Source organism: Abiotrophia defectiva ATCC 49176 (assembly GCF_037041345.1).
In the GTDB taxonomy this organism is placed as follows: Bacteria; Bacillota; Bacilli; order Lactobacillales; family Aerococcaceae; genus Abiotrophia.
Genome location: NZ_CP146287.1, coordinates 1,756,233 through 1,777,938, shown reverse-complemented (window position 1 = coordinate 1,777,938; position 21,706 = coordinate 1,756,233). Strand labels below are relative to the sequence as shown.

General features: G+C 46.8%; 18 protein-coding genes. 17 read left to right on the top strand and 1 reads right to left on the bottom strand.

Features of this window, described 5'->3' with window-relative positions:
* Window positions 1-123 precede the first annotated feature (123 nt).
* The 16 genes from V7R82_RS08285 to V7R82_RS08210 all read left to right on the top strand — a co-directional run bounded on the left by V7R82_RS08285 (window position 124) and on the right by V7R82_RS08210 (window position 19,386).
* Complete coding sequence (locus V7R82_RS08285) at window positions 124-2,406, top strand: GH92 family glycosyl hydrolase (protein ID WP_338542494.1); 2,283 nt, start codon at window positions 124-126, stop codon at window positions 2,404-2,406.
* The gene (locus V7R82_RS08280) at window positions 2,396-3,022 is read left to right on the top strand and encodes a DUF624 domain-containing protein (RefSeq protein WP_338542492.1); all 627 of its coding nucleotides are present in this window, start codon (window positions 2,396-2,398) and stop codon (window positions 3,020-3,022) included. The genes V7R82_RS08285 and V7R82_RS08280 overlap by 11 nt, the downstream gene beginning before the upstream one ends.
* The gene (locus V7R82_RS08275; RefSeq protein ID WP_338542490.1) at window positions 2,994-4,721 is read left to right on the top strand and encodes a sensor histidine kinase; all 1,728 of its coding nucleotides are present in this window, start codon (window positions 2,994-2,996) and stop codon (window positions 4,719-4,721) included. Before V7R82_RS08280 ends, V7R82_RS08275 begins: the two co-directional genes overlap by 29 nt.
* Window positions 4,679-6,160: a response regulator transcription factor gene (locus V7R82_RS08270; protein ID WP_338542489.1), complete on the top strand. Its 1,482-nt coding sequence runs from the start codon at window positions 4,679-4,681 to the stop codon at window positions 6,158-6,160. Before V7R82_RS08275 ends, V7R82_RS08270 begins: the two co-directional genes overlap by 43 nt.
* A 159-nt stretch (window positions 6,161-6,319) precedes the next feature.
* Entirely contained in the window at window positions 6,320-8,170 is a 1,851-nt protein-coding gene (locus tag V7R82_RS08265; protein ID WP_070756385.1) for a polysaccharide biosynthesis protein, read from the top strand.
* A 12-nt stretch (window positions 8,171-8,182) separates the two neighbouring features.
* Entirely contained in the window at window positions 8,183-9,013 is an 831-nt protein-coding gene (locus V7R82_RS08260) for an LCP family protein (protein ID WP_291430251.1), read from the top strand.
* Between the two features lie 10 nt (window positions 9,014-9,023).
* Window positions 9,024-9,914 carry a UTP--glucose-1-phosphate uridylyltransferase GalU gene (galU, locus tag V7R82_RS08255; RefSeq protein ID WP_070756241.1) on the top strand — a complete coding sequence of 297 codons (891 nt, stop codon included), beginning with the start codon at window positions 9,024-9,026 and terminating at the stop codon, window positions 9,912-9,914.
* 298 nt (window positions 9,915-10,212) lie between these two features.
* A complete protein-coding gene (locus tag V7R82_RS08250) occupies window positions 10,213-11,574 on the top strand; it encodes a sugar transferase (protein WP_338543770.1) in 1,362 nt (453 codons plus the stop codon).
* Window positions 11,575-11,759: 185 nt separating this feature from the next.
* Window positions 11,760-12,623: a diadenylate cyclase CdaA gene (gene cdaA / locus V7R82_RS08245; protein WP_291430249.1), complete on the top strand. Its 864-nt coding sequence runs from the start codon at window positions 11,760-11,762 to the stop codon at window positions 12,621-12,623.
* Window positions 12,620-13,750 (top strand): CdaR family protein, encoded by a 1,131-nt coding sequence (locus V7R82_RS08240; RefSeq protein ID WP_338542483.1) that lies wholly within the window; start codon window positions 12,620-12,622, stop codon window positions 13,748-13,750. The genes cdaA and V7R82_RS08240 overlap by 4 nt, the downstream gene beginning before the upstream one ends.
* 51 nt (window positions 13,751-13,801) lie before the next feature.
* Window positions 13,802-15,157 carry a phosphoglucosamine mutase gene (gene glmM / locus V7R82_RS08235; RefSeq protein ID WP_070756244.1) on the top strand — a complete coding sequence of 452 codons (1,356 nt, stop codon included), beginning with the start codon at window positions 13,802-13,804 and terminating at the stop codon, window positions 15,155-15,157.
* A gap of 135 nt (window positions 15,158-15,292) precedes the next feature.
* Complete coding sequence (locus V7R82_RS08230; RefSeq protein ID WP_314393792.1) at window positions 15,293-16,186, top strand: methyltransferase domain-containing protein; 894 nt, start codon at window positions 15,293-15,295, stop codon at window positions 16,184-16,186.
* 140 nt (window positions 16,187-16,326) lie between these two features.
* Window positions 16,327-16,959, top strand: a complete 633-nt coding sequence (locus tag V7R82_RS08225) for a GTP pyrophosphokinase (RefSeq protein WP_291427342.1) — start codon at window positions 16,327-16,329, stop codon at window positions 16,957-16,959.
* Between the two features lie 17 nt (window positions 16,960-16,976).
* Complete coding sequence (locus V7R82_RS08220) at window positions 16,977-17,813, top strand: NAD kinase (protein WP_338542477.1); 837 nt, start codon at window positions 16,977-16,979, stop codon at window positions 17,811-17,813.
* A gap of 32 nt (window positions 17,814-17,845) precedes the next feature.
* Window positions 17,846-18,454, top strand: coding sequence for a thioredoxin family protein (locus tag V7R82_RS08215; protein WP_338542475.1), 609 nt, complete (start codon window positions 17,846-17,848; stop codon window positions 18,452-18,454).
* Window positions 18,455-18,456: 2 nt separating this feature from the next.
* On the top strand, window positions 18,457-19,386 hold the full coding sequence (locus tag V7R82_RS08210) for an RluA family pseudouridine synthase (RefSeq protein ID WP_338542473.1): 930 nt from the start codon (window positions 18,457-18,459) through the stop codon (window positions 19,384-19,386).
* Window positions 19,387-19,434: 48 nt separating this feature from the next.
* Here V7R82_RS08210 and cbpA read toward each other — a convergent pair whose 3' ends face one another.
* Window positions 19,435-20,070: a cyclic di-AMP binding protein CbpA gene (gene cbpA, locus V7R82_RS08205; RefSeq protein WP_338542471.1), complete on the bottom strand. Its 636-nt coding sequence runs from the start codon at window positions 20,068-20,070 to the stop codon at window positions 19,435-19,437.
* Between the two features lie 228 nt (window positions 20,071-20,298).
* On the opposite strand from cbpA, the gene V7R82_RS08200 reads away from it, so the two are divergent.
* Window positions 20,299-21,675, top strand: coding sequence for a hemolysin family protein (locus V7R82_RS08200; protein ID WP_338542469.1), 1,377 nt, complete (start codon window positions 20,299-20,301; stop codon window positions 21,673-21,675).
* Window positions 21,676-21,706: the final 31 nt, after the last annotated feature.

Here is a 21,706-nt window from a genome sequence, read left to right as displayed (position 1 = left end):
GACTCAGTTCCAGCCTCTTGTTGTTAAAAGACGGCTCAATCCTTGCGGCTCGAAAGCAGAAGGCGGGAGCTTTTGCACTCCCTCATATCAAAGATTGAGGATTGAAAGAAAGGAAGAAAAGAGATGTCAGCTCCTTACCAAACCATTGATACCCGTTGGGGGACGCGGAATAGTCACCGCTTAGGTCAGGGCAACACCCTGCCTTATACTGGGGTGCCCTTTGGCATGAACCATTTTGTTTTGGAGACCCGGCCTGGGGAACCACGCTTTTTCCATCCGGAAGATGGGACTGCCTTTGGGATTCGTTTGACCCACCAACCCAGTCCCTGGATGGGGGACTTTGCCTGGGTGACTTGGCAGGTGGCCTGCTTAACGGATAAGGAGTGGGGTCAACTTAAGAGTCCGTTGTCGGCTGAGGCCAGTCGAGAATTGGCTAGCTCGGGCTATCGCGGTGATCTAGCTCAATTTCGACCAGGCTTTTTGTCCTACCAACGTTTGCGGGACGGCTTGCAGGTGGCTTGTTGTCCAACGAGGGATGGGGCCAGCCTTAAGGTGACACCTGACCGGCGCTATCCTAAGGGGCATTGGGTCATGAGCTTAGTTCTGTCCCAAAGTGGCTGGTATGAGCTAGAATGTCGTCAATTAACCTTCTATACTAATCAACTAGTAGGTTCTAAGTACAGCCACTATGGTCAATACAGTCGCATGCAAGCACCTGAAGGTGTATCCTTCAAGCTTTGCCAGGTGGTAAATTTGGGAGCGGGGCTTCAGCAACTTTGGCTAGAGTTGGATGGCATTGAAGCTGTCCTAAGCCAGTTCTTGCACTTGGAATGGGTGACCTCTTATATTAGCCCAGCCCAGCTGGAGCTTAATTATCGGCAATCCAATTTCTTCGGCCAGTCCTGGGATCAGCAGTGCGCTCAGACGGTGGCCGCATGGGAAGACTATCTTAGCCGTTTGACAGTTAGTCACAGAGAGAGCAAGTTAGTCGATCGTTTATATCACTGTCTCTATCGGACGGCCACCTTTCCTCAGGCGGCCTATGAGTGGTCGGAGACCGGGGAGCCTATCCACCAATCGCCTTATACGGGTAAGTTGGAGCCTGGCTACTTCTTCACCAACAATGGCTACTGGGACACCTTCCGGACTAACTACCCACTCTATGCCTTAATTGTGCCTGAAATGGTGCCACTCTTCCTAGAAGGCATTCTAGCTGTCGCCCGAGAAGATGGTTTCTTGCCTAAATGGCTGTCTCCTGATGAACGGGGGCTCATGCCAGGGACCTTGGTGGATGCGGTCATTGCGGATGCCATCGTTAAGGACCTAGTCCCATCGGAGTTAGCCCAGGAGCTTTATCAGGCCATGCTTTATACGGCTGAGACAGAGAGTGTTCATCCCTTAGAAGGTCGCCAGGGAGCGGGTGACTATCGTCGTTTGGGCTATTTGCCAGCAAGCTATGGAGAGTCGGTTAATAAAAGTTTGGACTACGCCTATAGTGACTTCTGTATTAGTCAGGTAGCTCAGGCTTTAGGTGATTCCGAGCGAGCCAAGTATTACCGCCAGCAATCACTCAACTACCGCCAGCTTTTCGATCAAGAGACTGGCCTAATGCGGGCCAAGGATCAAGCAGGCCACTTCTTAGACGGTTTTGTTAGCCAAACCTGGGGTGGTCCTTATACCGAGGGCTCTGCTTGGCAGCAGTCTTTCGCAGTCTATCATAATTTAGCTGACTTAGTGGCCCTACATGGCGGAGATGCTGCCTTCTATCAGCAGCTGCGGGCCTTAGTTAATCAACCTGCCAGCTACCGGGTGGATGGCTATGGCTATGAAATTCATGAAATGTTAGAAATGGCCCGTCGCGACTGGGGCCAGCTAGCCCTGTCCAATCAGCCCAGCTTCCATCTGCCTTACTTGCCAATCTATGCTGGCTACCCTCATATGGCCCATCAATTGCTTAAATCGCTCATGCTAGAGGCCTTTAAGTTGGAAGAAGAGGGCTACATTGGTGACGAGGACAACGGCTCCTTATCAGCCTGGTTTGTTTTGAGTTCTCTTGGAATTTATGCCGTGACACCAGGGACTAATCAATATGTCTTAGGGATCAGCATCTGGGACCAGGCCAGTCTCAACCTAAGTGAAGGACGGGGCTTCCAATGGACTACTCTGAATCCTAGCCAGGTACTCAATGTAGTTTTGAGCCGCCAATTAAATGGCCAAGATTATGATGCTCATTTCCTGACTTATGAGGATATCATGGCGGGTGGCCAATTAGAGCAAGAGCTAGGCTTCCTGCCGTCACTGAAGCCAACGGAGCCATCTTTAAGACCGTTTTCTCTAGCGCTAAATGGCCAAAGGGAGTATAATAGTCTTGATTGTAAGATAGAGGAGGAAGCGCATGGAAACTAAACTTGTTGAGATGATGATGCGAGTCTACTATTGGATGAAGGTGGCTGCCTTTTTCTGGTTAGGTTGGTTGGCTGGCTTGGGCATTTTTGGCACTATGGCCAGTCTGACAGCTTTAACTGAAGCCCACCAAAGCGCTAAGTGGCGGGCAGACCTGCTGACTTTCTCTGGCTTTTGGGATAGCTATAAGGCCAACCGTCGTGATAGCTGGGGCCTTAATCTCTTCTATTCCCTCTTGTCTGTTTTCCTGTGCTGGTTAATTTTTATTACGTCTCAAATGAGGGGCATGATTTTCTTGGTGGCCCTTGTCATCCAAGTGACCGTTTTAGTCTTAGTGAACCTAGCTTTAGTGGCAGAGAGTCAAATGCGGGTTGTCTATCAGGGGGAAGCCAGCCAATTCATTAAGTTTAGCTTCTTCCAACTTTTGGTGACGCCACGTCCCAATCTTCTGACCTTGGTTTATAGTTTGGTTATTATCTGGGTGGTGATGACCTTCCCGGCCTTGGCCTTTATCTTCGCGGTCCCTCTCTGGGTGACTAGCTTGTCGTCCTTCTATTTGAGAGAGTGGCGTCGGCAAGGAGTGATTCCGCATGAGCCAGAAGAATCCCAATCGCTTTAGTCGGCTCTTACGCTACTATGCGACCCTGATTTTGGTCTTAGTTTTTCTGCTGCCTCTAGTAGCGGTCTACTTGCTCTATCAACATAATATTAATAATGCCCTAGCTGAGCTCAATCTCATGCACTACCATATTCAGACAGAACTCAGTCAGGCTGACCAAGATACTCAGAAAATCGCGCAAAAACTGACTGAGTCAACCAAGCAGATTGAAGCCTTGCGCCATTATGCCAATTATAGCTACCAGGAGTCGCTAGAGAGCTTTCTAATGAATCGTCAGTACAATCTCTACTTGCCTGATAAGCTCTATCGACTTCATCGGGAGTTTCAGGATATTACCTCGATTCTTATCCATGTCGATAATGCCAAAGAACTGATTGTCTCTACCGCGGACAACACACGTGGGCGTAAGATGATGCCGTCTGATATAAGTAAAGAAGAGGGCAAAGAAATTGGCTTTGACCGCCCTTTATTTGACTTGCGTTCTGGTCATAGTTTGGGGCAGGTACAAGTCAACTATCATGCCGATCGTTTCTTCCAAGGGGTGGCTGAGTCGCCACTCTTAACAAAGGCTCAAACTGTCGTCGTCGATGCCAAGCTAAAACGCATGCTCCTAGAACGTGGCAAGCTGAGTCAAGACAAGCTACAAGCAGTCATCAAAGGAGAAAACGTGCCTTCTGGCTACCTGATCAGCCGCATGGAGACGGGCGAAGATTTACTAATCATCAGCCTTCTGCCTAAGTCGATCATCTGGCAACGGGTTATGGGTCCAGTATTAGTGATTACCTTGATTACCATACTTGTGGCAGTCATCCTCTTGGCCTTGCTTTATCGTTTCTTCGGGGCCTATTCCAATCAGGTTCATGATATGGTCACGACCCTCAAGCGAATTGGAGAAGGGCAATTTTACTATCGTATTCGGGAAACGGATAAGCAGGATGAACTGCGGGAAATTACCCACTCCATTAATACCATGTTAGACCAGTATCAGGTTAACATACAGGAACTCTATTCCATGGAAGCCCGCGAGCACGAAGCTATTCTCAAGGCTTTGCAGTCGCAAATCAATCCGCATTTTATGTATAACACCCTAGAGTTTATTCGCATGAGTGCCTTGACTGAGGGGGCAGATGAATTGGCCGATATCGTCTATGATTTCGCTGCCTTATTAAGAAATAACATTAGCGATGAGAAGGAGACGACCTTGGAGCGTGAGCTTTCCTTCTGTCGTAAATACATCCACCTCTACCAAGTGCGGTATCCTAACAAATTGCAGGTGGATATTGAGATGACATCAGAATGTCAAGCTTTCGTCTTGCCTAAGTTTACCTTGCAACCATTGATTGAAAACTATTTTGTGCATGGCGTGGATTTCGCTAGAAGTGATAATCACTTAGTCATCAAAGCCTGGGTGGAAGGCGTGGCCGACCAAGCTAGCCTGACTAGCAGGCTCTGGATTGAAGTTTCTGATAATGGGAGAGGTATGTCCCCAGAAACCCTCAGCGCCTTAAATCAAGGATTAAGAGAGGGAGCTCGACCCATTGAACCGAATAGCCGGCAGTCAATTGGAATCTTTAATGTGGCTGAGCGACTCCATCATTATTTTGGTGGCGAGGCTACTTTATCTTATCAAATAAATGAAGAAGGAGGTGTCCGTGTATGGCTCAAGTGTCCTTTCAACCCACCCCACTCAGGGTCCTGATTGTGGACGATGAGTACATGATTGTCAAAGGCTTAGAACGCCTGATCCGCTGGCAAGAACTAGGTCTGCAACTTGCAGGGACAGCTGGTAATGGCCAGGAAGCCTTGGACTTAATGAGTCACCAAGCGGTGGATATTGTCATCACCGATGTCAATATGCCTAACGTGACGGGGATTGATTTTATTAGTCAAGCCAAGGAGCTAGGCCAGGACTTTGTCTTCATTTTTGTGTCAGGCTATCAGGAATTTGAGTACGTTAAGCGAGGTATGGAATTAGGGGCCAAGAATTATCTGCTTAAGCCTATCGACAAGGTAGAACTCCATCGGGTGCTTAGCCAAGTAGCCCAAGAAATTCGGGATAAGCGAGCCCTAGATCAGGTTATTTCGGACCATGAGCAAGCTCAACTGACTAGTTGGTTAGAGACAGGCCAAGGGAGCTTACCTCTTCGTTACCAGGATGTCACTGCCCCCAACTGGCAGTGGGTTTTGGCACAAAAAACTTGTCAGCCCCAATTGTTGGCTACGGGCGGTTGGTCTATTATGGTGCTAGGTGACTGGCTACTAGGGATTATGCCCCAGTCGGGTTCTAGTCAAAAACTTCAAGACAGTGGGATGCAAATTCAGTCTGGGCTGAGCTTGACCAATATTCATCACAAGCTTCAAAGCTTCCTTCAGGCTGAAAGTCGACGGCTTTTCTATGAATGGGAGTGGGATGAAGAGCGAGCTAGGCAAATCTTTTGGCAGGATGAGAGTGACGCTTCCCAAACAAATCCTACGACCGTTAAGTTAGTCGATCAATTAGTGGGTCATCTCTATGAAGCCATCGATAATCAGAATAGCATTAAACTGGATGCGGACTTAGATAGCTTCTTGGCCTTTTGTCAGGAGCAGGAACTAGCGCCTCAGGAAGTGGTGCAATTAACGGCCTTGATTCGGCATTACTTTGATATTAAATCTAACCAGCATACCCCAACCAGTCTCCTAGATGAAGGGGCCAATCAGCCTCTGACTTTTGCCTCGCTAAGCCAACACCTCAAGGAAAGTTTGGATTTAGGTGGACGTGAGAAGCGTCACCACCTCTATCCGCCAATAGTCAATGAAGTCTTGGCGGCTATCTATGAACGCTATAACGAGAATATCTCCATGAAGAGTTTGGCCGATGACCTCCATGTCAATGTCATGTACTTGGGCCAACTCTTCAAGCGTGAGGTCGGTATGACTCTGTCCCGCTATATCAATCAATATCGTCTAGCCATCGCCAAGGATTTACTGATTGCGTCTAAGCTGTCGGTGGCCCAGATTGCGGTCAAGGTTGGCTATCAGAATCAAGCCTATTTTTATCGGGTCTTTAAACAATCTGAGGGTGTCAGTCCTAAAGAGTATCGCCAACGCTATCATGATCATCTTAAGGCTCAGGAAGATAAGCAAACGACACGGTAAGGGTTAGCCTTGCCGTGTTTTTATTTAGGACAGGGACAGAGTCCTATGGGCTAACTGGAGCTCTTTTTAGCGAAAATACATTGTATTTTGACCCAATCAAGAGTAAAATAGTACTGATACAAAAGAATGCAAATCTATAGAAAAGGTGGCAGTATGATTTTGAATAAAGATATAGCCGGCTATGTAATAGACATCGTTGAAAGATTAAATCGGGGGCAGAAACAATTTTTCTGGGCCATCAGTGACTTAATAAGTTTTATTGTAGCCATTGTGGTATCCTATGTCCTCTTCTATACTTTGATTAACCCTAATCCCTTTGACTACATTGTGTATGTGGGGTTAACTTTTGCAATTTACCAAGTCTTAACCCATCTTATGGGCTTGGCAGCAAGTATGAGCCGCTACAATTCCCTAGATGAATTTATGAAGCTCTTTTCCACCATCGCCATTTCCAGTGTGGTGGGCTATGGCATTAGCTATGTCTTCTTGCCTCAGTTTTCAGTTCGTTTCTTGGTTCTCTTCATTCTCTTGAGTACCTTCTTGGTCTTTGCACCACGTTTGATTTGGCAGCTCTTATACTCCCAACGTGATCGCGGCCAGGAGGTGGCGACCAGTCGCCGGATTTTCCTAATTGGGGCTGGGGACGGAGGCGCGGCCTTCATGAACAGCTATCAACCTCAAACCAGTGATTTGGACATTGTGGGGATATTGGATAACGACCTCAATAAGAAGGGGCAACAGCTAAGTGGCGTGCCGGTCTTAGGTCGTTACGATGACTTAGCCAGCCTAGCCAAAGAATATGATATTGATGAAGTCATTGTGGCTATTCCCTCTCTTGAACCGCGCGAATATGAACGTATCCTCGAAATGTGTAACGAGGCGGGCTTAACCGTCTATAAAATGCCTAAGGTTGAAGATGTTATTCAAGGGGCTGGCCCACAACGCAATGAGATTAAGAAAATTGACATTGTAGACCTCTTGGGTCGTAAGGAAATCCGCCTGGATGAGTCATGCCTGGACCAAGAGTTAAGCCATAAAACCATCTTAGTGACCGGGGCAGGTGGCTCAATCGGGAGCGAAATCTGTCGCCAAGTCAGTCGCTTCAAGCCTAAACGGGTCATTCTCTTAGGTCATGGCGAAAACTCCATTTATCTGATTTACCATGAATTAATTAAGAGTCATCCAGAAATTGAATATGTGCCCGTTATTGCAGATATTCAAGATTACCCACGCTTATTACAAGTCTTCCAGGATTATCAACCAGCTATCGTCTATCATGCAGCAGCTCATAAGCATGTGCCGATGATGGAGCGTAACCCTAAGGAAGCCCTCAAGAATAATATCCACGGGACCTATAATGTAGCCAAAGCAGTCGACCAAGCCGGTGTACCTAAGATGGTCATGATCTCGACAGATAAGGCGGTCAACCCACCTAACGTGATGGGGGCAACCAAGCGTGTGGCCGAACTGATTGTGACAGGCTTCAATAAGACCAGTCAATCTACCTATTGTGCCGTTCGCTTCGGTAATGTCTTAGGTAGCCGAGGCAGTGTCATTCCAGTCTTCGAACGACAAATTGCTGCAGGTGGCCCGCTGACGGTGACCGATTTCCGCATGACCCGTTACTTTATGACCATTCCGGAAGCTAGCCGCTTAGTCATTCATGCCGGAGCATATGCCCGCGACGGCGAAGTCTTCATCTTAGATATGGGTGAACCTGTTAAGATTTATGACTTAGCTAAGAAAATGGTCCTGCTTAGTGGTCATACTGAAAAAGAAATCCCAATTGTTGAAGTAGGCATTCGTCCGGGTGAGAAACTCTATGAAGAGCTCTTGGTGGCATCAGAATTTGTAGATAACCAAGTACATGATCAAATCTTCGTAGGCAAGGTAAATACCATGCCGCTGGCTACCATTGAAGCTAAGATGGCAGAATTCGACACCTTAGAAGGCGATGTGCTCAAGGAAGCCATCATTGGTTTCGCCAATCAAACCACTCAAGCTGACTAGGAGGCTCCCTAGATGAAATCAAAACTCCAGCATTTGCTTTTAATGGTCGTCTTGGCCCTAGTGGCCAGTCTGTGGCAAGGGCCTCAAGTTCAGGCAACGCCAGATTCTGAGCCTATGTCTTTCCTCTTTCTAGGAATTGACACGGGGGAATTGGGCCGGACAGAACAAGGGCGTTCCGATACCATCATGGTGATGACCCTGAACCCTAGCCATAAAACCTTACGCCTCGTTAGTCTACCGCGAGACACCTATGTCAATATTGAGGGCTACGAGGGCATGGATAAGCTCAACCACGCCTATGCCTATGGTGGTGCGGAGTTATCCAAACTAACCGTCGAGCACTTACTAGGCGTCCCCATCCAACACTATCTAGCGCTTAATATGAAGGGGCTAGAAGATTTGGTGGATTTAGTGGGCGGCGTAGAAGTAGTGCCACCTGAAACATTTACCATTGATGGCTATGAATTTTACCAAGACACGCCGGTTTATTTAGATGGCCGGACAGCCCTCTACTATGTGCGAGATCGCTTCTCTTCAAGCGGTGACTATGCCCGCCAAGCCCGTCAACGACAAGTGCTTGAAGCCCTGATGCATAAGGCGCAAGATGCTTCTTTTAAGCTAGATCCTTTGAAAGTTGCGTCACTTATGACATCTGTCTCGACTGACTTGTCCCTGGATCAATTGATGGGCCTCTTCAACCAGTATCGTCAGGCCGATTTACAACTTGAACTTGGTCAGTTACAGGGGCAGGGCCAAACCATTAATGGTGTTTACTACGATATCCCTGATCAAGCCTCTCTAGCTGAATTGCGCACGACCTTGCTATCTGATCTAAAAGAATAGGAGACTCCTCATGAAGAAAATTAGAAAAGCTGTCATTCCTGCGGCAGGCTATGGAACAGGCTTCTTGCCAGCAACTAAAGCCTTTGCCAAGGAAATGCTCCCGATTGTAGATAAGCCTATTATTCAGTTTATTGTGGAAGAAGCTATTGCGTCTGGTATCGAGGAAATCTTGATTATTACGGGTAGAACCAAACGTCCCATTGAGGACCATTTTGACTCCAATATTGAATTGGAAGACAACCTCCGCTCAAAAGGCAAGGCTGATTTGCTTAAATTAGTAGAGGGGACTACCCAGGCTAATCTCTTCTTCGTTCGCCAATCTTATCCAAAGGGCTTAGGGGATGCGATTTTAGCGGCTAAGGCCTTTGTGGCGGATGAGCCTTTTGTAGTGATGCTAGGCGATAATATCATGACGGGTGAAAAACCTGTCACTCGCCAACTCATGGACCTTTATCAAGAGACCCAGACGGCCAATGTAGCCATTATGGAGGTTTCTGATGAGGAAGCTGAACAAATGGGGATTGTTGAATTAGGCAAAGAAGTATCCAGTCAAGTCGGCTTGCCTGTTCATCACATTGACAATATGGTGGAAAAACCAAAGGCTAGCGAACTCAAGAGTCACATGGCTATTGCAGGACGTTATGTCTTGCCACCTGAAATCTTCAATCTCTTGGAAGACCTACCTGTAGGTAAGGAAGACGAGGTTCAGTTGACGGATGCCCTTAATAAGCTCAATCAGACCCAGCGAGTGCTAGCGGTCCAATGCCAAGGCAACCGACATGATGTCGGCAACAAAATGGGTTACATGCGCTATATGGTTGAATATGGTCTAAACCATCCTGAAACGGAATTAGGTCTAAAGGCCTACATCAAGCGTTTGGCAATAGAACTAGATAAATGATAACAAAGGCTGGGATAAGAGTCCCGGCCTTTTTTTGGTGTCAGTGCGATGAATGTGACTAGCCCCTTGTTGAAAGGGTTTGTAGTTTATGATATTATTGCTAAACATTTTGCGCACTTTCTTTCATCTTATAGATGAAAAACAATAAGTATCAATTTTCATTGTGATAAGCATAGAATTTTTAGGTAAGAGGTGCTATAATGGGTTAATGTTGTTACTAAGCCCTTGGCTTTTCCTGTAAGGAGGATATCCTGTTGTGACCACGAAAGATCGTGATTTGAAAAAATTTTTAATATGTATGGTTGACTTGATGGGTGTCATATTAGTAGGCCTATTTTTAACCCAGAGTAGTTCACCTCGATTCCATATTGATATAGAAGATGTTAATACCATGCTGCTGATCCATATAGCGGCTTTTTATGTGTCAAGCCAGTTTAACTCCTTGTTTGATAGGGGTTATCTAGAGCAACTCAAATCAGTCATTATCTATTCTTTGTATTTTCTTGTTGGTATTACCATGATGGTCTTTATGTCAAAAAGTCATTTCTATATTCCTCGGACTGCATCCCTGGTTTTTGTCGCTTTGAATGGACTTTTGGTTTTTGCTATTCATTCGAGTATTAAGTACTATTACCAACACCTCTATCCAACTCTCAAATATTCACGTAAGGTTCTGTTAGTTACTACTTCCGATCGATTAGATATCATCGCTGAACGATTTAAGGTAAGTCAAGGTTGGGGTGGTCAGATTAGTGCGATTGCCCTACTAGATGCTCCTCAAGAAATTGCTTTGCCTGATATTTTTAAAGGTAAGCATCTAGTCACGGTTGATGAAATGGAATGCTATGCTAGGCAAAATGTTGTTGATGAGGTTTTCCTCAATTTGTCCCGTGATTTCGATGAGCAGATTTCAGACTACCTTTTGCTCTTCCAATCCATGGGAATTATAGTAAGCCTTAATATTTCGGCCTTCGAGATTCCTCTCAATTCGGATCGCCGAGTTCGCAAGTTAGGTAAATTTAGTGTCTTGACTTTCTCTACTAAATTCTATGATTACGAGTGGATGGTAATTAAGCGACTACTGGACGTCCTAGGTGCCTTAGTTGGCCTTGTCCTGACCTTCTTAATAGGGTTAGTGCTAGTGCCTTTGATTAAGCTAGAATCCAAGGGGCCAGCTATCTTCGCCCAAAACCGTGTAGGTCGTAATGGTCGGGTCTTTAAGTTCTATAAATTCCGTTCCATGTACGCTGATGCTGAAGAGCGCAAGAAGGAATTGGAACAATACAATCAGATGAAGGGTCTCATGTTCAAGTTAGAAGATGACCCACGTATCACCAAGATCGGTCGCTTTATTCGTCGGACCAGTTTAGATGAGCTGCCGCAGTTCTATAATGTTCTGATTGGTGACATGAGTCTAATCGGCACCCGGCCACCGACTGAGAGTGAGTTCAAAGCCTATTCTGCTGGCCATAAAAAACGTCTTAAGTTACGACCCGGTATTACCGGCCTCTGGCAAGTAAGTGGCCGTAGTGATATTACTGACTTTGAGGAAGTCGTGCGGTTAGACGCCGAATATATCGATAACTGGTCCTTGTGGCTAGATGTCAAAATTCTCATTAAAACCATACAAATTGTCCTGCTTGGTAAGGGCGCTCGCTAAGTTGCGAGAGGAAAAGATCAGCTGTTGCTGGTCTTTTTCTTTTAGAATAGATAGTCATACAGGTAGCTCGTGTTCTTGCTAGTTTCAGTTGACAAGATTATCTGGGAGCTTATCTATACAAAAATTTTCTCCCTTGCCCAACTTATGGTATAATAAGTCGAATACAAGAGAAAGGTGAGGAGAAGATGTTAGAATGGTTTAATCAATTCTTAGCGGATAAGCCCTTGGTTCGAATCCTAGATATCGCCATTGTCTGGTATATTATCTATCGTGTCTTACTCTATGCACGTAATACTCGAGCAATGAACTTGCTAAAAGGGGTCGGCATGATTCTGGCCGCAAAATTTATTGCCTCTATTGTTGGCCTGCAGACCATTGACTGGTTGCTACAACAAATCATTTCCTGGGGTGTGGTGGCCGTGGTCATCCTCTTCCAACCAGAATTGCGTAGAGCTCTAGAATCAATTGGCCGTACGGTTAGTTCTCGCTCACGAAAGGGATTGGAGCATGATCCGACTGCTCGATTGATTCAAGACTTAGACAAGAGTATTTGGTACATGTCGCGGCGGAAAATCGGGGCGCTGATTTCCATCGAACGAGAAAATAGTCTGAATGAATACATCCAAACAGGGATTCCTATGGATTCAGCTATTTCCCATCAGCTCTTAGTTAATATCTTCATCCCCAATACGCCACTTCATGATGGGGCCGTTATTATCGCGGGCCATCGCGTGGCAGCTGCTGCCTGCTATCTGCCTTTATCTGGTAGTCAGGCCATTCCTAAGGAATTAGGGACGCGCCATCGGGCGGCTATTGGTCTGTCAGAAGTAACAGATGCGGTGACCTTGATTGTCTCGGAAGAGACAGGTGGGGTTAGCTTAGCCATGAGAGACCATTTGCACCGGGATGTAGATTCTAAGGAGCTCAAGGAGCTCTTAAAACGATATTTAAGTAGAGACGACCAAGGCGATAATGCTGAGTCTAATCGTAACCGCCTGGTTAATGAGCTCTTGTCATTCTTTAACAAGCAGAAAGGTGGTGCCGCATGAATAAGTTTTGGAATAGTCGTTGGTACGACAATAAATGGTTCTTGCGGATTGCTTCTCTAGTTTTTGCGGTCTTCCTCTATGGTATGGTACAGGCAAGTAGCCCCTCAGTGACTAGCCTATCTAATTTGCAACAAGTAGTCAGTGTGGATACAACCGAAACCATCTCCAACGTCCCAGTCAAATTAGGTAAGCATGACGATGATATCTTTGTCAGCCAACTGCAAGAAACCGTGACCGTTACCCTAACGGGTCCTAAGAATATCGTCTCTTCCCTAGCTAGTGGCAATTTAGTTGTCCAAACCGAAGATTTAACCGGTATTGAGACAGGGCAACAAACCCTCAAATTAGAAATTCCAGGCTTGCCAGACAGTGTCAAATATCAGATTAACCCATCGCGGGTAGTCGTCCAGGTTGCAAGACGTAAGACCTTGACTGTACCAGTAGAATACGAAATCGAAGAAGGTACCATTGCCTCTGGTATGGAAGTTGGAAATGTGACGCTCAATCCAAGTCAAGTTGAGTTGACGGGCAATGAGGAAAATATCAATAAGGTGAAACGCGCCTACATCCGCATCAGCAATACAACTGCTCACAACCGGACCTTTACCGGTAAGTTCAAACTCCAGGTAGTGGATGCTGACAACAAACTCTTGGACGTCAATGCCAATGTTAGCGAAGTAGAAGCACACGTTGAGCTTAACGCACAACAGCGTAAGACGGTTAACTTAGTGGTGGCCGCGCAAGGCGAATCCAATAGCTATCGTTACCAATATCAACTGGTTGATGCTAGTCAAATTGCCCTTCAAGGATCGGCTTCAGTATTAGAAAACATCCGTAATATTAAGGTCAATGTAGACGTCAGCAACTTGACCTCTAGTGCCACACTCAAAGGTCAGTTAGAACTGCCAGAGGGTGTCACCGCCAATCTTTCAGGCCCCGTTTCAGTTGCTGTGACGGTCACCCCAATTACAACGGATACCAGTGATACTACCAGTAGCACACCTGCCGCTAGCTCCAGCAGTGCGGTGGAAGAAGCCCCAACAACCCCCAATCAAAATGGTGGCAACGCCAATCCAGGTGTGACAGAAGACAATAACGCCAATCCTGGCGCTCAAGGTGTCGAATAAGCATCGAGCACCTTTAGATTAGCTCATAATAAGAAGGAGAAAACAAACACAATGGGAAAATACTTTGGAACTGACGGCGTTCGCGGCGTCGCTAATACGGAATTAACACCGGAGTTAGCCTTTAAACTAGGCCGGTGCGGGGGTTACGTTTTAATGCAACATGCACCAGAACAGGCGCATCCACGCGTCTTGGTGGCACGCGACACCCGGATTTCCGGTCAATTACTAGAACAAGCTTTAGTAGCCGGCCTTTTATCAGTAGGGATTGAGGTTATGCAATTAGGCGTCATCTCGACGCCAGCAGTAGCCTACCTGACCCGTACGCAGAATGCGGCAGCAGGGGTTATGATTTCTGCTTCCCACAACCCAGCCTTGGATAATGGGATTAAATTCTTTGGTTCTGACGGTTTCAAACTTTCTGATCAACAGGAAGAAGAAATCGAAGCCTTAATTGATGCGCCAGAAGATACCTTGCCACGGCCAAGTACAGACGGTCTTGGTACCATCGATGAGTTCCCAGAAGGGGCTATCAAATACTTGCAGTTCCTGCAATCGACTATTTCGGGCGATTTGGAAGGCATTCGTGTCTGCATCGATGCAGCTAACGGGGCAACAGCACCTCTAGTTAACCAACTTTTCGCTGATTTGGAGACCGACTTCTACACCATGGGCGACCGTCCTAACGGCATTAACATCAATGATGGCGTAGGTTCTACTCATCCAGAAGGTCTGCAAGCCTTCGTCAAAGAAAAAGGCGCCATGGTTGGTTTGGCCTTCGATGGAGATGGCGACCGTCTGATTGCAGTAGATGAGAATGGTGAATTGGTTGACGGTGACAAAATTATGTTCATCTGTGGCCAACACCTTAAATCTAAAGGCCGCCTAGAAAAAGACACCATCGTATCGACGGTTATGTCCAACATTGGCTTCCACAAGGCCATTGAAGAACATGGCATGGTCGCACTGAAAGCCCAAGTGGGTGACCGTTACGTAGTAGAAGCCATGCGTGAAGGTGGTTATGTCCTTGGGGGCGAACAATCTGGCCACATCGTCTTCCTTAACTTGAATACAACTGGGGATGGCCTCTTAAGTGCCGTTCAACTCCTAGCCGTAATGAAGGAAACAGGTAAGAGCCTGTCTGAATTAGCGGCTCAAGTGACCATCTTCCCGCAAAAACTAGTTAACATTCGCGTACGAGACAAACACACCGTTATGGATGAGCCTGCTGTTAAGGCAGTGATTGAAGCGGTTGAAGCTGAAATGAACGGTGACGGACGTATCTTGGTTCGTCCAAGTGGGACTGAGCCTCTCTTACGGGTTATGGCAGAAGCCTCAACCGACGAGAAGGTTTCCCGCTATGTGGATACCATTGCCGATGTCATTCGTGCTGAACGCGGAATCGAATAAGCCTAGTATTAGGTTGGGACCTTAGGGTGCCAACCTTTCTTGTTGTTATTGACTAGCCCGATTGAAAATTCAGCGGATAAGGGCTATAATGTCCAATGACGATCATGCAATAGTATAGTGCGGAAGGAGCCTATCATGACGGAATTAAAAAGCAAGAAAGACCGGACCCAGGACTGGCTCCAAGCGCATTTGGGGCATCTAAGCTTACGCTGCCATCACTGCCATCAAGCCTTGAGCCTGGAGGGCTATAGTTTGGTTTGTCCTCAGGGACACCGAGTAGATAGCCATAAACAAGGTACCTATTTTTTGAGCAATAAGTCAGTTGATGACCATTATGACCGCCAACTATTCCAAGCAAGACGGCGGTTTATTCAAGAATCTGCTTATTACGCTCCCTTGCAGGACCTGCTAAACCAATTAGTAAGCGACCATCAAGCCAGCCTAGGACAATCAGACTTACCCTATCGTATTCTAGATGCAGGTTCGGGCGAAGGGAGTCACTTGGACTGGCTCTTGGCTCAAGATCCGAACCACCGGATTGGACTTGGTGTGGATTTGGCGCGGGCAGGTATTGCCCTGGCTACCGATTTTAATGGGCAACAACTCAATTTAGTAGGGGACTTGGCCCAGCTACCTATTGGCGACCAGACCATCGATGGCCTATTGTCCATCTTGTCGCCTTCCAATTATCAGGAATTCGACCGGGTCTTGGCTCCGGGCGGACGGGTCTTCAAGGTTATTCCAAATGCCGGATATTTGGCAGAAATCCGCCGGGCCTTAGGGCAAGAGGCGGTTAAACAAACTTACGACAACCAAGCAACGCGACAAGTCTTTGAAAGCCACTACCGCCATCATCAAACCTATCTAGTACAGGAAAAGCGTCTGCTCACAGACCAAGCCAAGGCTGACTTAGTGGCGATGACACCTTTGACTTGGCACCTAGATGCAAGTCAGGCCAGCCAATTAGTGGAGTCTCTACCGGCTGAATTCCTACTTGATGTGACGGTCTTAGTAGGTTGGAAGGAATAAGGTTTTACTTAAGGGGTTAGCCTGAGAGAGCTAGCTCCTTTTTCTATGGCATCTAGTCGCATATTAGCTTAGGTTTCTAGTAGCCGAAGGGGCTTCAAATATGATAAAATGAAGGGTGTGAGTATCAGGAGGTGGGTTGCATGATCGCGGATGATTTTATCGATGATTGGCAATTATTTTTGGCACCCTATGAGCAGGCAGTGGATGAGCTTAAGCTCAAACTTAAAAACCTGCGCAAGGAGTTTCGTATCGAGCATCGTCGGGCGCCTATCGAGTTTGTAACCGGACGGGTCAAAACGCGGGAGAGCATCTTAGAGAAGATGGAAGTGCGCAAGATTGCGCCAGAAGATGTGCTAGTAGGGGTGCAGGATATTGCCGGTGTTCGAATTATGTGTCAGTTCGTAGAAGATATCTATGAAGTGGCCAATATTTTGAAGAATCGTCAGGACTTCAAAGTACTCTTAATTCGCGATTATATTCAAAATCGTAAGCCGAGCGGTTATCGCTCCTATCATATGGTTTTGGAGTATCCTGTCCAGCTGGCTTCCGGCGAAGTCAAGCAACTCATTGTTGAGGTGCAGATTCGGACCTTGGCCATGAACTTCTGGGCAACCATTGAGCACTCGCTCAACTACAAATACCAAGGCGAATACCCACAAGAAATCTTAGAACGGCTAGAGCGCGCCTCGGAGGCAGCCTTTCGCCTGGACGAAGAGATGTCGGAGATTCGCGATGAAATTCGTGAAGCCCTCTTGCTCTTCGACAAACGCTAAGGAAGGACGGTTGACGGATGAAACAAGCAATTATGATTTATACCAATCAGCAGCCCCAATCCTTAGAAATTGAGGCCAGCCTCAAGGATAAATTGGAGCTTGCAGGCTTCCGATTGGTGGAATCTGGCCAGGTGCCTGATTACCTGATTACCATTGGCGGTGATGGCACGCTCCTAGCGGCCTTCCACGATTATCAGGACTGGTTGGATTGTGTCATCTTTATCGGGATTCACACCGGCCATTTGGGTTTTTATGCTGATTGGCTTCCACATGAAATAGACGAGTTAGTCGACAGTTTGGCTCGTTCTGGCGGGCAAGGCCATGTTAGCTATCCTTTACTTAAGGTAGAGGCTGCTTGCAAAGACGGCAAAATTCATGAATGGCTGGCCCTCAATGAATGTTCCCTGCGGACCATGGCTGGCACCATGGTGGCCGAGATTCAGATTAACGAGAAGTTCTTTGCGACCTTCCGTGGTGATGGTCTCTGTATCGCAACACCAACCGGGTCCACCGGCCTTAACAAGTCACTAGGTGGGGCTGTCATGCATCCACGCGTAGACGCCTTGCAACTAACAGAGATGGCTGCCCTTAATAATCGGGTCTATCGGACGCTAGGTGCACCTATGATTATTCCGCGTGATGAATACCTAACCTTGCTAATTCAAGAAGAAGCTCAGACCATGCTCATGATTGACCATCTCACTTGCGAGACTAAGGGCATCCAGTCAGTCAAATTCCAGTTGGCTGATACAAGGATTAAGTTTGCCAGCTTCCGCCACACCCATTTCTGGGACCGCGTAGAGAATTCTTTTATCGGCCATAAGCAGGAACGGGATGCAAATATCAAACACTAACAAGTCAGTAAAATAGAAAAAGAGGGAAACACATGCGTTTTAACCTACAAGCAATCATCAAATTCAGTCTTTTAGGACTAACAAGCTTGAGCCTAGCAGCTTGTAATTTAGGACCAGAGGCGAGTCAGCCTTCAAACAGCTCCGTGGCTAATGTGCCGGTTTCAGAAGTTGATAGAAAGGTCGAGATTCCTGAAGATACTAATATCGCGACCATGTCTGAATCTGATAAGGCGAGTTTTTACGCTAGTTTAGATCAAATTACCTTAGATACGAGCGAGGGCCATAAGGCCTCCAATTATTCCAACTTTAAGGAGATTATAAGCGAACAGGATTATAACGACTTAATTTTGTCAACGGCAGATGGGGCTAAGATTATCTATCTGGGCTTTGACGAGTGTCCTTACTGCCATGCCTTCTCTCCTAAGTTAAACCAACTGGCCAAGGAAAAGGGCGTGACCGTTTATTACTACAATACGCGTAAACACGCTAATGACAGTAACTTCGAATCTGCTATGCAAGTCTATGGTGTGAATAAAGTGCCTAATGCCTTTATTGTTAAAGGGGGCAAGCCAGGAATCAATGTTAACCACGCTAGTAAGATGGCGGAGCTAGAAGCTTTTATCAATGAGGCGGCGAAATAAGCGTGGTTCAGTTTCAATGGCACTATGAGGGGGACCATCCAGTACGGATTAAGGACTACCTTAAGCATCTGGGCATCCCTCGCAAGTTCGTATCACATGTCAAATTCGAAGGCGGTAACATCTTACTGAACGGACAAGAAGTCAATGTCCTTGCCAAATTAGAAGCAGGCGATGTCCTGACCTTGGTGGCGGCCGACGAGGGCACACATGAGACGGTGCCGCCTTCACATGTTCCCATCCAGGTCATCTACGAAGATCGGGACCTACTGATTGTCAATAAGCCGACTGACGTAGTCTCTATCCCTTCCAAACGGATTCCAGATTCCGCCATGGCCAATCGGGTTAAAGGCTATTATCAGCGCCAAGGCTACGCAGACCAGGTCATCCATATTGTCACCCGTTTGGACCGCCAGACCACCGGCCTTATGTTGATAGCTAAGCACCGTTTGGCTCACGCCATGTTGGATAAGCAGGTCCAAGGTGGACAAGTTGAGAAGTATTATTTGGCCATTTCAACAAAATCAGACTGGCCGGCTCACGGCGTCATTGATTGCCCTATTGCGCGCACAGAAGATTCAATTATCACGCGACGGGTCCATGAAAGTGGCCAGCGGGCAGTCACCGAATATTGGCTTAAGCAAGGTTTTGCTGATAGCAGTCTACTCAAGCTTCGGCTTCATACCGGACGTACTCACCAGATTCGGGTCCATATGCAAGATGCAGGTGGGGTGCTAGTTGGAGATGACCTTTATGGTGGCCCGCATTTGGAAGAGCTTAGTCGCCAGGCCCTACACTGCGGTGAACTACGTTTCACCCAGCCCTTCACTGGCCAGCGCCTAGTGCTATCGGCCCCTCTACCTGAGGATATGGCCGCCTGGCTAGCCAAAAGGGAAAGTAACTTAGAACAAAAAGAGAGCTCGATAGCTGACTAATCGAGCTCTTTTCTTATAGAAAAAGGTTGGAGTTAACTCCAACCTTACTTAATGTATACGGTAGCTTCGAATGCGGTAGCCCCGTCGCTCTAATTGCTTGACCAATTGGTTAAACTCAACGGGGTCTAGACTGCTTGGCAGAGCATAGAGGATTTGGCCCTTGGTATCCATATCGGTTTTCTCCAGGGTGGTAGCAGAGATAATGTCGCTAAAGCGATTGATTAACTTGCTGACTTGAGCCAGTTCTCCACGACTACCTAGGGTCTCGACTGATAGGGCAAAGCCTGCATTCGGCATGGCCCAGGCTTGAGCTAGCCACTGCAACATGGTGTTATGGCGAATAATACCGCTAAAGCGATTGTCACGGTCCAGAACAGCTACGTAAGGTAGGTCATTGAGGGTAAAGACCATATGATAGAAGGAGTCCTGCTCGTGCACTACGCGAGTCGTGTTTTTGAGGAAGTGAGTGACCGGCAGGCAACTCAAATCTTCATCAGGGTGATGATAGGCATATTGATAGATGTGATAGCGATAGAGATTACCGCGGTAGAGGGTCTGGGTGGCGTCTAGGACGGGCACACAGCGTAGTCCCTGATCTTCTAATAAATCCAAGGCGCTTGCGCAGTTATCGGCTTCGGTTAGATAGGTAATCTGCTGTTTGGGGACGACTAGTTGTTCAATCATAGCGGCACTCCTTTCCGGGGAACTTTTGCCCCCTAAAATGGGGCCTAATCTCATATAGTGTATCAAAAATAAGGGCAAAACACAATATTTTCTCATGGATATCTCATATAATATTAAAAATATCTAAAAGAAAACGTATTATTGGTCCCTAGCTCTTGCAATTTGAACCATTTTTACCTATTATTAAAGTTAACATTATATTGTAAAAGCAAAAGGAGATTGACGACAATGGACCCCTCGGGGAATTTAAGTACACAAATCTTATTAATCTTAGTACTGACCTTTATTAATGCGATTTTCTCGGCATCAGAGATTGCCTTCGTCTCGCTCAACCAACAAAAGATGACCCAACTGGCGGAATCAGGCAATGTCAAAGCCCAACGCGTGATGAAATTGTTGGATAAGTCGGACGACTTTTTGGCTACTATTCAAGTTGCCATCACCTTAGCAGGCTTCTTCTCTAGTGCGTCGGCTGCAACCACCTTTGCAGATCGAATTATGACTTGGTTGCCAAGTTTGCCGGGCGGAAAAGCAGTCGCGATTTTGATTGTCACCTTTGTTTTATCTTATTTAACCCTGGTTTTAGGGGAACTATATCCTAAGCAGGTCGCCCTTCAGATGCCTGAAGAGATTGCCTTAGGCACGGCGGGCTTTATCTCTGTTACTCAGTGGTTAGCCAAGCCTTTTGTGGGCTTGCTGACGGCTTCAACAGGGCTTTTGAAGCGATTGACGCCAATTGATTTTACCAAAGAAGAAGAAAAGTTCACCCGTAGTGAGATGAAGGCTCTCTTGGCCAACAGCCGCAACGATGGGGCCATTGACACGGATGAGTTTGCTATGATGCAGGGTGTGCTATCGCTTGATAGCAAGTTGGCCCGTGAGGTCATGGTGCCTCGGACAGACACCCAGATGATTGATATTGAAGATCCGCTAGAAGAAAATATCAATGCCTTATTAGATAGTCCTTTCTCGCGGATTCCACTCTATGAAGGTGATAAGGACAATGTGATCGGCGTGATTCACGTTAAAAACCTCTTGCGCGCCTCACGCCAACATGGATTTGATAACTTAGACTTACGTGAGATTGCCAATGAGCCAATGTTTGTGCCCGATACCATCTACACAGATGACCTACTCTTAGAGTTCCGTCGCGAACAAACCCATTTGGCCATCCTTAAGGATGAATATGGCGGTGTCGAAGGGATTGTCACCCTAGAAGACTTAATTGAAGAAATTGTCGGGGAAATCGAAGACGAGTCCGACATCAATAGCGAGTCCTTCCAGGCTATTGACGATACCCACTGGGAAGTTGACGGCGGGGTTACCCTAGATAAGTTTAATGCGACCTTCAATGAGTCTGTGCGATCAGAGGACGTGGAAACCATTGCCGGCCTCATGATTCAAATTATCGGCTATGTGCCAGATGATGATGAGCGTTTGTCGGTGCGGGTTAACGACTATGTCCTGACCACCACGCAAATTGAAAATGGCCGTATTCGTTGGGTGCTGCTGACACTAGATGCAGAGCGCACACTGGCAGCTGATTTTGACTACCAAGACTTCGAAGAAGAAGAATTTGGTGACGAAGAAAACGAAGAAAACTAGACTTTTAAAGGGGTAGAGACGGAGCGTCTCT